Annotated in this window: 12 protein-coding genes; 7 read left to right on the plus strand and 5 right to left on the minus strand. The window is 60.7% G+C overall.

What is annotated here, in order from left to right; translation table 11 throughout:
• Nucleotides 1-57 precede the first annotated feature (57 nt).
• From fabD to dnaJ, 4 genes are all read left to right on the plus strand, one after another.
• A complete protein-coding gene (fabD, locus tag LVY65_RS01175; RefSeq protein ID WP_235066182.1) occupies nucleotides 58-996 on the plus strand; it encodes an ACP S-malonyltransferase in 939 nt (312 codons plus the stop codon).
• Complete coding sequence (gene fabG / locus LVY65_RS01180) at nucleotides 996-1,733, plus strand: 3-oxoacyl-[acyl-carrier-protein] reductase (RefSeq protein ID WP_235067141.1); 738 nt, start codon at nucleotides 996-998, stop codon at nucleotides 1,731-1,733. Before fabD ends, fabG begins: the two co-directional genes overlap by 1 nt.
• Nucleotides 1,734-1,846: 113 nt before the next feature.
• Entirely contained in the window at nucleotides 1,847-3,778 is a 1,932-nt protein-coding gene (dnaK, locus tag LVY65_RS01185; RefSeq protein WP_235066183.1) for a molecular chaperone DnaK, read from the plus strand.
• 65 nt (nucleotides 3,779-3,843) lie between these two features.
• Nucleotides 3,844-4,962 carry a molecular chaperone DnaJ gene (dnaJ, locus tag LVY65_RS01190; protein WP_235066184.1) on the plus strand — a complete coding sequence of 373 codons (1,119 nt, stop codon included), beginning with the start codon at nucleotides 3,844-3,846 and terminating at the stop codon, nucleotides 4,960-4,962.
• On the opposite strand, the gene LVY65_RS01195 is transcribed toward dnaJ, so the two are convergent.
• From LVY65_RS01195 to purB, 3 genes are read right to left on the minus strand one after another with little or no spacing between them, the layout of a single operon-like run.
• Nucleotides 4,959-5,783 carry a GAF domain-containing protein gene (locus tag LVY65_RS01195; protein ID WP_235066185.1) on the minus strand — a complete coding sequence of 275 codons (825 nt, stop codon included), beginning with the start codon at nucleotides 5,781-5,783 and terminating at the stop codon, nucleotides 4,959-4,961. The genes dnaJ and LVY65_RS01195 overlap by 4 nt on opposite strands.
• A 16-nt stretch (nucleotides 5,784-5,799) precedes the next feature.
• Nucleotides 5,800-6,249, minus strand: coding sequence for a carboxymuconolactone decarboxylase family protein (locus tag LVY65_RS01200; protein ID WP_235066186.1), 450 nt, complete (start codon nucleotides 6,247-6,249; stop codon nucleotides 5,800-5,802).
• Nucleotides 6,250-6,262: 13 nt separating this feature from the next.
• Nucleotides 6,263-7,582, minus strand: coding sequence for an adenylosuccinate lyase (purB, locus tag LVY65_RS01205; RefSeq protein WP_235066187.1), 1,320 nt, complete (start codon nucleotides 7,580-7,582; stop codon nucleotides 6,263-6,265).
• Between the two features lie 293 nt (nucleotides 7,583-7,875).
• Here purB and LVY65_RS01210 point away from each other — a divergent pair, with 293 nt between their 5' ends.
• From LVY65_RS01210 to LVY65_RS01220, 3 genes are all read left to right on the plus strand, one after another.
• Nucleotides 7,876-8,289 carry a DUF1801 domain-containing protein gene (locus tag LVY65_RS01210; RefSeq protein WP_235066188.1) on the plus strand — a complete coding sequence of 138 codons (414 nt, stop codon included), beginning with the start codon at nucleotides 7,876-7,878 and terminating at the stop codon, nucleotides 8,287-8,289.
• A gap of 374 nt (nucleotides 8,290-8,663) precedes the next feature.
• Entirely contained in the window at nucleotides 8,664-8,990 is a 327-nt protein-coding gene (locus LVY65_RS01215; RefSeq protein WP_235066189.1) for a hypothetical protein, read from the plus strand.
• 164 nt (nucleotides 8,991-9,154) lie between these two features.
• Nucleotides 9,155-10,339, plus strand: coding sequence for a sensor histidine kinase (locus tag LVY65_RS01220; protein ID WP_235066190.1), 1,185 nt, complete (start codon nucleotides 9,155-9,157; stop codon nucleotides 10,337-10,339).
• A 301-nt stretch (nucleotides 10,340-10,640) separates the two neighbouring features.
• On the opposite strand, the gene LVY65_RS13175 is transcribed toward LVY65_RS01220, so the two are convergent.
• Together LVY65_RS13175 and radC are read right to left on the minus strand one after the other, a co-directional pair.
• Nucleotides 10,641-10,766, minus strand: a complete 126-nt coding sequence (locus tag LVY65_RS13175) for a hypothetical protein (protein ID WP_268828555.1) — start codon at nucleotides 10,764-10,766, stop codon at nucleotides 10,641-10,643.
• A gap of 137 nt (nucleotides 10,767-10,903) precedes the next feature.
• A complete protein-coding gene (radC, locus tag LVY65_RS01225) occupies nucleotides 10,904-11,584 on the minus strand; it encodes a RadC family protein (protein WP_235066191.1) in 681 nt (226 codons plus the stop codon).
• Between the last annotated feature and the right edge of the window lie 84 nt (nucleotides 11,585-11,668).

Genomic DNA, 11,668 nt, shown 5'->3' on the forward strand with positions numbered 1-11,668 from the left:
TCGCCGCGCGTCGGCCTAGGCCGCGCCGACACATTGCGTAGACCAACAGGGAGTAACATGCGCGCATTTCTTTTTCCGGGGCAGGGCAGCCAATCGGTTGGCATGGGCTCGGGCCTTGCCGAGGCGAGCTCCTCTGCCCGTGACGTGTTTGGTGAAGTTGACGAGGCACTTGGTCAGAGCCTCTTCAAGCTGATGCGAGAGGGACCGGAGGATGAGCTGAAGCTCACCGCTAACGCCCAGCCAGCGATCATGGCCCATGCGCTGGCCGTCTATGCCGCGCTGAGCCGCGAGGGCGGGGTCGAGTTGGAGAAGGCGGCGCAATTCGTCGCGGGGCACAGCCTTGGCGAATATTCGGCGCTGGCTGCGGCCGGATCGTTCGATCTGCCGACCACGGCGAGGCTGTTGAAGCTTCGCGGGCAGGCGATGCAGGCTGCGGTTCCAGTCGGCCTCGGCGCAATGGCGGCCTTGCTTGGGGCAGACCTGGAGCTTGCCCAGCGCATCGCGACGGCCGCCGCAGAAGGTGAAGTCTGCACCGTCGCCAATGACAATGATCCTAGCCAGGTCGTGCTGTCGGGCCACAAGGGTGCGATCGACCGTGCGATCGCCATGGCCAAGGACATGGGCGCCAAGCGCGCAGTACCGCTGCCGGTGTCGGCGCCGTTCCACTGCCCATTGATGCAGCCGGCCGCAGATGCCATGGCCGAGGCGCTGGCCAAGACGGTGATCGAGCCGCCGCATGTGCCGCTCTTTGCAAACGTCACTGCCACCGCGGTAGCCGACCCTTCGGAGATAGAACGGCTGCTAGTCAGCCAAGTGACCGGCATGGTTCGCTGGCGCGAAAGCATTGCCAACATGGCTGCGGCCGGGGTTGGCGAATTTGTCGAGCTTGGCGGCAAAGTGCTCGGCCCGATGGTCAAGCGCATCGCGCCCGATGCCAAGGTGACCAGCGTGGTGACGATCGAAGATATCGAAGTGCTTGCGAAGGAGATCGCATGATGTTCGACCTCAGTGGGATGACCGCGCTGGTGACAGGCGCATCTGGCGGTCTCGGCAGCGCGATCGCCAAGGCGCTATCCGATCAGGGTGCTCGGCTGGCGCTTTCGGGTTCCAACGCGGCCAAATTGGATGCATTCGCCAAGGAGCTTGGCGGCGATCACGCGACCTTGGTTTGCAACCTCTCGAACCCCGAAGAGGTCGACCAGCTGATCCCGCGCGCGATCGAAGCATTGGGGAAGCTCGATATCCTCGTCAACAACGCCGGAATCACACGCGATAACCTGGCAATGCGGATGAAAGACGAGGAATTTTCCGAGGTCCTCAAGGTCAATCTCGAAGCCGTCTTTCGACTGATGCGGGCTGCGATGAAGCCGATGATGAAGGCTCGCTTCGGGCGGATAATTTCGGTGACGTCGGTGGTCGGCGTTACGGGCAACCCGGGCCAAGCCAATTATGTCGCGTCCAAAGCCGGTCTTATCGGCATGTCCAAGGCGATTGCCCAGGAAGTCGCGAGCCGCGGGATCACCGTCAATTGCGTCGCGCCCGGCTTTATGACCTCGGCCATGACCGATGCGCTAAATGAGCAACAAAAGGCCGGAATTCTTTCGAAAATCCCGACGGGGGCGATGGGCACCGGAGAGGACATTGGGGCGGCCGTAGTCTACCTTGCCTCCAAGGAAGCCGGCTACGTCACCGGCCAAACGCTGCACATCAACGGCGGTATGGCGATGCCGTAAGGGCGATCAGCCGCCCTTGTCGCCTGAAAACACACACCTATATCGCCCGCGAAACATCAATTCGCGGACGGCTGGGCAGCTTGTCCGCGAGGGGCAAGTAGAGGGTAAGAAATATGGCAAAAGTGATCGGGATCGACCTCGGCACCACCAACAGCTGCGTTGCGGTGATGGAGGGGGGCAAGCCCAAGGTTATCGAAAATAGCGAAGGCGCTCGCACCACTCCATCAGTGGTTGCATTCACCAAGGACGGCGAACGTCTGGTGGGGCAACCGGCCAAGCGCCAGGCGGTGACCAATCCCGACAATACCGTCTTTGCGGTGAAGCGCCTGATCGGCCGTCGCTTCGACGATCCGATCACCAAGAAGGACACCGAACTAGTACCCTACAAGATCGTCAAGGGTCCGAATGGCGATGCGTGGGTCAATGCCGGCGGCAAGGATTATAGCCCGTCGCAGATCAGCGCCTTCATCCTGCAGAAGATGAAGGAAACCGCCGAAGCCTATCTCGGCGAAACCGTCACCCAGGCGGTGATCACCGTTCCTGCCTATTTCAACGACGCCCAGCGCCAGGCCACCAAGGACGCCGGCCAGATTGCCGGCCTTGAAGTGCTGCGCATCATCAACGAGCCGACTGCCGCGGCGCTTGCCTACGGCCTTGAGAAGGAAGAGGGCAAGACCATTGCCGTCTATGACCTTGGCGGCGGCACCTTCGACGTTTCGATCCTGGAGATCGGCGACGGTGTGTTTGAAGTGAAGTCGACCAACGGCGACACCTTCCTCGGCGGCGAAGATTTCGATGCCAAGATCGTCGAGTTCCTGGCCGACAAGTTCAAGGCGAAAGAGAACATCGATCTTCGCACCGATCGGCTTGCGTTGCAGCGTCTGAAGGAAGCCGCTGAAAAGGCTAAAATCGAGCTGTCGTCGGCCGCGACGACCGAGATCAACCAGCCGTTCATCACCGCCCGCATGGAAGGCGGGACGACGACCCCGCTGCACTTGGTTGAGACAATCAGCCGTGCCGATCTTGAGAAGCTGGTTGCGGACCTTATCAACCGCACGCTCGAGCCGTGCCGCAAGGCGCTGAAGGATGCCGGCCTTGAGGCCAAGGACATTGCCGACGTGGTGTTGGTCGGCGGCATGACCCGCATGCCGCGGGTGCGCGAAGTGGTGAAGGAATTCTTCGGGCGTGAACCGCATGTCGGCGTCAATCCGGATGAAGTCGTCGCCATGGGTGCCGCGATCCAGGCCGGCGTGCTGCAGGGCGACGTCAAGGACGTGCTTCTGCTCGACGTCACGCCGCTGTCGCTTGGCATCGAGACGCTGGGCGGCGTGTTCACCCGGATGATCGACCGCAACACGACCATTCCAACCAAGAAGGGCCAGACTTTCTCTACTGCGGACGACAATCAGAATGCGGTGACCATTCGCGTCTTCCAGGGCGAGCGCGAGATGGCCGGTGACAACAAGATGCTCGGCCAGTTCGACCTGGTCGGGATCCCTCCCGCGCCGCGCGGCGTGCCGCAGATCGAGGTCACGTTCGACATCGACGCCAACGGCATTGTCCATGTGACGGCCAAGGACAAGGGAACCGGCAAGGAACAGCAGATCCGCATCCAGGCGTCTGGCGGTCTCAGCGACTCCGACATCGACCAGATGGTCAAGGATGCCGAAAAGTTCGCCGAAGAGGACAAGCAGCGCCGTGAGGCAGCCGAGGCGAAGAATCAGGCCGAAAGCCTGGTCCATTCGACCGAGCAGCAGCTCAAGGAGCACGGCGACAAGGTAGACGCTTCGCTGAAGGGCGAGATTGAGACGGCGATTGCCGAAGCCAAGACCGCTATCGAAGGCGGCGATGCCGAGGCAATGAAGACCAAGACCGAGGCGCTAGCCCAGTCGGCGATGAAGCTTGGCCAGGCGATCTATGAAAAGACGCAGGCCGAAGGCGGAGCGGAGGCAGCCCAGTCGGCCGAGGCAACCGCCGAGGCTGCGCCGGAAGAAGAAGTGGTCGACGCCGAATTTTCGGAAGTCGACGAAGACAAGAAGGCCTAAGAGGTCATGACAAAGGCGGCGCCGGCACATGAGCGGTCGGCGCCGCTCGTCATGGGTGGGGATTGATGGCCACGGATTATTATGAGCTGCTCGGCGTTCCGCGGACCGCCGACGAAAAGACAATCAAAGCGGCCTATCGCAAGCTGGCGATGGAGAGCCATCCCGATCGTCATGGCGGCTGCACCGACAAGGAAGCCCATTTCAAGGCGATCAGCGAAGCCTATGATTGCCTGAAGGATCCGCAGAAGCGCGCTGCCTATGACCGCTTTGGACATGCTGCATTCCAAAATGGCGGAGGGGGCGGGCCGTTCGGCGCCGGTGCGGGCGGGTTCGAGGGCTTCTCGGACATTTTCTCGTCGATCTTTGGCGAGTTCATGGACCCTCGTGCCCAGCGGGCAAGCGCTGCGCGCGGCTCGGACCTCCGCTACGACCTCGAGTTGACGCTGGAAGAAGCGTTTTCGGGTGCAGAAAAGACGATATCCATTCAGGCCATGGCTGGCTGCGAACAGTGCAATGCTTCTGGCTCGATAGGTCAGACTGCGGCACGGGCTTGTTCCAGTTGCGGGGGCGCAGGCAAGGTTCGTGCACAGCAGGGCTTTTTTGTGGTCGAGCGAACCTGCCCCGGCTGCATGGGGTCAGGTGAGACCGTCGCCGATCCTTGCCCGGCCTGCGACGGAGATGGCCGCGCGCACAAGACCCGCAAGCTCAGCGTCAACGTTCCGGCGGGTGTCGACGAAGGCACCCGCATTCGCGTCGCCGGCGAAGGCGAGGCGGGGGTACGCGGCGCCGCGGCGGGTGATCTCTACCTGTTCGTCCATTTGAAGCGGCATGCCTTATTCAGCCGCGAAGGGTCGACCCTTATTGCCGAAGCACCGATCAGCTTTACCACGGCGGCGCTGGGCGGATGCATCGTCATCCCCGGGATCGATGGCGAGAAAATCGAGCTCAAGATCCCCGCAGGAATTCAATCGGGTGAGATGCTGCGTCATCGCGGTGCCGGGATGAGCGTCCTCAATGGGAGGGGTCGCGGCGATTTGATGACACGTATCCTGGTCGAAACACCGACCAAGCTCAGCAAGGATCAGAAGGCGATCCTCGAACAGTTTCGCGAAACCGAGACGGGCGACGAATGTCCGGCGAGTAAGGGCTTCTTCAGCCGCATAAGAGATAAGCTGGGCGGCTAGGGCGTCCAGCCTTGCCGCGCCATGCGTGCGGCAAGGCGGTCGGCGAACAATCCGGCCACGGCCCGCCGCTCGGCGCCACATCGGCGCGCGACGCCATGGTGCGCCTCGATCGTCCCAACCCACTCGCCATCGATCCGCAGCGGCAAAGTCATGGCGGCTCGGACGCCTTGGTTTGAAAGTTGGCTAAGCTCTTCCTCGCTCGGCGCCGGGAAGATTGTTTCGCCGAGTAGGGCGTCGTCCAGATGACCCAGAAGCGGCACCGCTTCCGAAGTGCAATCGGCTACGATCCGAGCGCTTTGGCAAGGTTTACCGGAGACCTCGGAAGTTGCTGGAGGCAGGCTGCCGCGTTCGCAGCGACCAATGACAATGCCAGCGCGACTCTGAAGGGTCAGTCGATTGAAGCCGGTTAGGGCAGATAATTGGCGCAAGCCCTGCCCGGCCATGTCTTGCACATCGTCGGCGTTGATCCGGTCCAGCAACGACTGCACCATGCCGATGCCATCGGCCAAACGACCTTCCACTGCCGGTTCGGCTTCGATCAGAAAATAATCGCCCCGGCGTCGCGCGTGAATATCGAAACTAACGTCGCAACGGCCCCAGCGAACACCGAAATCATGGATCTGGCTACCTGCGCGGCTGAGCCAGGCCATGCGATTACGCAGGGCATGGATGGCATTGCTGCCGATCAGCTGGGTCAATGGGCGGCCTAGCAGGGTTTCCGGCTTGCCCTGCTCCAGCAATCCGGCATTGAGGCTGATCGTTTCGACCCGCCAATCGGGGCCGACCAGGAACAGCAGCGCGCATGGCTGGATTGCGGTCACTCGGTCCCCGAATGCATCAGGCTTTCGCCCTTGGGACTGGAGTCCGGAATCCAATGGCAAATCGATTCCAGCCGTTGATCCCAGCAATGGCAAGTGTGATCGCCACCCTTTCGCGCTCGTCGAATACAGCTGACAAAGCCTCGTAATCCGCATCGGGTGCATTGGTATCGGCGATGAGGGTCAGTGCCTCGGTCCAGGCCAAGGCCGCTTTTTCCCGGTCGTTGAAAAAATTCGTTTCCCGCCAAACGGACAGGAGGTCGAGCCTCTGTTGGGTTTCGCCATCGGCACGAGCCTCGCGACTGTGCATGTTGATGCAAAAAGCGCAGCCATTGATTTGCGATGCCCGCAGCTTGATCAGGTGAAAAAGGCCGGGCTCGAGGCCCATATCCTTTACGGCTTGTTCCAGGCCCATCATCGCCTTGACGGCTTCAGGACCAACCACCCCGTAATTCAGCCGCATCGTCATGCTCCGCCTCCTGTCAGGCTCCGAATACGCGGTCAAAAATGGTGTCGACCCGCTTCAGGTGATAGCCGAGGTCAAACAATTCCTCGAGTTGGCTGTCGGACAACTTCGAGCTGACCTCTGGGTCTGCCTTAAGCAAGTCGAGCAGCGACAGCTGGCCGTAAGAATCCCACACTCTCATCGCGTTGCGTTGAACCAACGCGTAGCTGTCCTCGCGACTGAGGCCTGCCTGGGTCAAAGCGAGTAGGACGCGCTGCGAGTGGACCAGGCCTCCCATTCGATCGAGGTTCTTCTGCATCCGCTCCGGGTAGACCAGCAGCTTGTCGATCACGCCGGTGAGGCGGGCGAGCGCGAAATCAAGCGTGATGCAGGCATCGGGGCCGATGAAACGCTCGACGCTGGAGTGCGAAATATCCCGTTCGTGCCATAGCGCGACATTTTCCATCGCCGGGACCACAGCCGAACGGACGACACGGGCAAGGCCGGTGAGGTTTTCGGTCAGCACCGGGTTGCGCTTGTGCGGCATGGCCGACGAGCCCTTCTGGCCGGGCGAGAAATATTCCTCTGCCTCGAGCACTTCGGTGCGCTGCAAATGGCGGATCTCGATGGCCAGGCGCTCGATCGACGAGGCGATCACGCCAAGAGTTGCAAAGAACATGGCGTGGCGATCGCGGGGGATGACCTGGGTCGAGGTCGGCTCGGGGGTCAGGCCCAATTCCTTGGCGACATGCTCTTCGATCGCAGGGTCGATGTTGGCGAAGGTACCGACGGCTCCGGAAATGGCGCAGGTGGCGATGTCATCGCGGGCGGCTTTAAGGCGGGCGCGGTTGCGGTCGAACTCGGCATATGCCTGGGCGAGTTTCAGCCCGAAGGTCACCGGCTCGGCATGGATGCCGTGGCTGCGGCCGATGGTCGGGGTCAACTTATGCTCATAAGCTCGGCGCTTCAGAACATCGAGAAGCCGTTCGAGGTCCTCGATCAACTGGTCGGCAGACTGCTTCAGCTGCACGGCAAGGCTGGTGTCGAGAACGTCGCTGCTGGTCATGCCCTGGTGGAGCCAGCGCCGTTCCGGCCCCAACTTTTCGCCGGCCCAGGTCAGGAAGGCGATTACGTCATGCTTGGTCACTGCCTCGATCGCGTCGATCGCGGGCACGTCTATTTCGCCCAGTACGTTGGCGTCATAGGCCTTCCGGATGGTGGACGCGTCCTCCGTCGGGATCATTCCGATCCGGCCCATTGCCTCGGCCGCGTACACCTCAATTTCCCACCAAATGCGGTAGCGGTTCTCCGCCGACCAGATGGCGGTCATTGCGGGACGGGAATAGCGGGGGACCATGCGGGGCCTTCAAGCAGGAGGGATGTGAGGCGCGCGTAGCAAGGGTGGGGCGAGGGGGCAATCATGGCTTCGGATGGCCGAAGCTGGCTTGCTTGACCATGTGTCGAGTTTTCGAGGAAGCGTTTCAAAGTCACAAATGCCGCAGTGACTCGCACACGCGAGGTGTGGTCGGCGACTTGGGATGAAAAGGGCGTGAGGGCCATTGCCGAGCCTTTCACGCCAGGCCCAAGCAGGACAGAGAATTTTCGCCGTGGAACTCGCGTTCACGGGGAACGGAGGGAGCGCGAAGCGTCATGGCGAATAGTGAGTCACAGCAGGAACGGTCACCATCCCAGCTCATAGACGATAAAATCCAGGGGCTCGGGGACTGGCGGGGCGATATGCTCGCCCGGGTGCGGAAGCTCATCCGGGAGGCCGATCCCCAAGTGATCGAGGAGGTCAAGTGGCGTAAGCCCTCCAACCCGTCCGGGGTGCCGGTGTGGGAGCATGCCGGAATAATTTGCACCGGCGAGACCTACAGGAACAAGGTGAAGCTGACCTTCGCCAAAGGCGCTTTGCTTGCCGATCCGTCAGGGCTTTTCAATTCCAGCCTGGAAGGCAACTCCAGGCGTGCCATCGATCTCCATGATGGCGACGAGATCGATGAAGAGGCGTTGAAGGCGCTCATTTGCGAGGCAGCCGCCCTGAATCAGTCCCAGCGTCGCTGAAAGAATGCGGGCATTAGGGGATTTCTCTCAAGGGACCTCAGGGATTGGCCGGATTGCATTGCCTCGCGAACCCCATTCTTTGTGCCGTGAGTGGAGCTGGCCGGGCATGACGCCCTGAGCCTCGCAAAGGGCCACGGAAGGCACCTCAGATGAGCCGTATTCACCTAACTCATTGGCTGCAGGCACCATTCGTGACGGGCCGGGTGGCGCTTTTTTGCGGGATCGTTGCAGTCGCGCTTCCTACAATCATTCGCTTTTCCACCAGCGGCGTCGTGAGGGGGTGTGAGTTCACTCCCTACCTTCCATTCGTCCTTCTCTCCGCAATCCTTCTGGGATCATGGCCGGCTGGCGCAGTTGCGTTAGCATCTGCGACGGTGTTCGGCGGGCTGTTCGTCGGTCCGCCGAGCAAATTTTTCGAACAACCCTGCGCCATGTCGTCCGCAGCAATGTTCCTTGCCGCATCCGCGCTGATCATAGGCATTGTAATTATAACCAGACGCGCAATTGCGGGCATTCTCAGCCACCCTGATGGAGCTTCGGGCGGGGTCATCTTCAGCTTGGAGGAAGATCAAGTTTGGGCGAACTGGTACGGGCAAGGCCCACCGGTATGTTTGGGATCGCGAAAAAAGGTCGGCAAAATGATGGAAGATTTCCTGGCCCAAGAGGAGTTGGCCAAGCGCCTCAATGGCCAGTTTGAATAGGCGAATGGCCGAAGCTTCGCCCGTTGTCTAGATCGCAGGAAGGCTCGTTCCGAATAGGCCTGAATTCAGACAATTTATTTAATGGCCCAATCCATGTTATTGCCTAGTCAAATGTACTGAGTCCGCCGCGGCCAGCCGAAGTGGACGACCACGGGGGCGTGGCAATGAAAATGGATCCAGCGCTGCTCATCGCGGAGCCTAACTCCGGCACGGCCGATGCAAATCCCCGGCCCTCAAAGTCGCAGACAGCAGCAATAGCCCGCGCTGAAAAAATAGCGCTCCCCAAGCATAAGATAGATTTTGTTGATGTTTTTCAGCAGCTTATCAACGGCCTACCGGAGCAGATCGCTTTGCTCGACGAGCATTGGGTGATCCTAGCCGTCAACGAGGCCTGGACAAAGACTGCTGCCTTGTACGGCTACTCAGCGCTTCAGCCTGGCACGAATTATTTCGAGTTTTGCCGGGAAAGGGCAGAGGAAGGCCATGGAGCCGCTCGTCCGGCCGTCGATGGCATCAAGCAGATTGCTGCCGGCGTTTCCGACTCATTTCGTTATCTATACGACGGCAATGATCGGTGGGAGGGGCATACATTCCAGCTTTGCGTCAATCGCCTGGAAATCGCAGGTCGGGTCTTCGCCACCGTTACTCGCTATGATGTGACGGAACTGGTGCAGCTGCGCCGGCTGCGTGAAGGCTTCGGCCACTCTTTGATGGAAGGTCAGGCGGAAGAGCGACGGCGCATCGCTCGAGAAATACATGATTCAACGCTGCAGCTTCTCACCGGCTTGGGGCTGGCACTTGGTCAGTTAAAGCGCGCTCGGAAATCCAACGAAGCGCTGGATATCGTTGCGGAGATGGAACTCCTCCTGGGCGAAACCCAGCGAGAGATTCGCTCGATCTCATATTTGGCGCATCCGCCACTTCTCAAGGAAATGGGATTGCACGGTGCTTTGCAGGCGCTTGTCGATGGCTTCGGGCGCCGTACTGGAATGTCGGCCTCCCTCCATATTGAGGACGGACCACAGCTTAGCTGGCCCGGAGCCGAGGAGGTATTGTACCGGATTGTCCAGGAAGCGCTTTCCAACGTTCATCGTCACGCCCATGCGACGAAGGTTGCAGTCGGGCTGTTTGGTCGAAGGACAATGTTTCACGCAGTGATATTGGACAATGGTATCGGGATGCCTGCGCATGTTTGGCGTGGAGTCGGTTTGCCAGGCATGCGTGAACGATTGTCGGAGCTTGGGGGAAGGCTTGTCGTCCGATCGGCCTCGCCTGGAACCATCATAATTGCGAGCTTGCCTGCAAAGCCTCGCATCCGGGCCGTCGGAGATCTTGCCCTTCACGCCTGAGTGTCGCCAGTCCAGTCCTGCTTATGGTTGATCCTCTCCAACTGCTTGCAGTCGATCGCGGGCCACGGAGATCATGTTCTGGAACCGAGGAAGTTCTCGGACCGCGTCGATATCGGCGTAGCGGAGAAATGCTGGCTATCGAGGCGCTCGAAGAATTGCTGGAGGAGGTCCATGGGCCCATCCAGATCGGAATGCGAAACGTGAGGCCACATGCGGCCTTAAAAAGGACCCAAAGATTGTCAGGAGAAAATGACCCCCGAAGGGACGTCGCGGCCGTAGCGCATGGAAAGCCGGGGATCGCCTAAAGCTGGGCTGCGTCCCTTTCTGCCTCCAGCCGCTTCACATCGGCCTCACCTTCATCGGCCATCTTCCGCAGCAGCTCGATCGCCTCTCTGTCGCGGATCGATTTTGCGAGGCGTCGACACATTTCAATGCGCGCTCTCATGTTTGCGATTAATTGATCCGTTTCCCCCATGCTTGAGGAAAGCCTTAGGAGCGACTTGGTTCCCTGAGAGAACAGGCGACCTCAAGTGAAAAACAGATTTGCGCCAAAATCGGCGGGCATCAAATCAACCCCAGCGCCTTCATGCTGCTGCGCCCCTGGCTGCCGACAATGACGTGATCGTGGACAGTGACGCGCATGTGGCGCCCGGCTTCGATCAGCTCGCGGGTCAGGCGGATATCCTGGCTGCTGGGGGACGGGTCGCCTGATGGGTGGTTGTGGACGATGATGATCGCCGTCGCACCGAGAGCGATCGCGCGGCTGATCACCTCCCGGACATGGACCGAGGCTTCGTCGACCGATCCGCTCCACATCGCCTCATTAGCGACAAGCATGTTCTTGGCGTTCAGGAACAGGACGCGGACTTCCTCGACCGGCGAATGAGCCATCGCCGCCTGGAGATAGTCGCCGAGCGCGTCCCAGCTCGACAGGATCGGCCGGCCCTCCATCCGGGTTTCAAGAAGGCGCAGCGCGCTCGCTTCGGCGATCTTGAGCGCTCCGACCATCCCCTCGGTCAGGCCTTCCTTGCGGAGTGTTTCGGCATCGGCCCATAGCAGCGGGCCAAGGCCGCCGAATTTTGCGATCAAGGCCTTCGCATCTTTCTTCGTGTCGCGACGGGGAATGGCCAGCGCCAGCAGATATTCGACCAGCTCATGGTCCAGCAGCGCCTTGCCGCCACCGTCGAACAATCGTTGGCGCAGGCGGGCGCGATGCCCTGAAGCGTCCTCAGGCCGATCGGCCATGACCAATTCCCCCACAAATGGGCCGACCGAGCGGAGCCGAGGCTAGGCAAAGCGCGTTTCCCATGCAACGCCGCATTGGTGCGG

The organism is Sphingomonas cremea, assembly GCF_021502585.1.
Taxonomy (GTDB): Bacteria; Pseudomonadota; Alphaproteobacteria; order Sphingomonadales; family Sphingomonadaceae; genus Sphingomicrobium; species Sphingomicrobium cremea.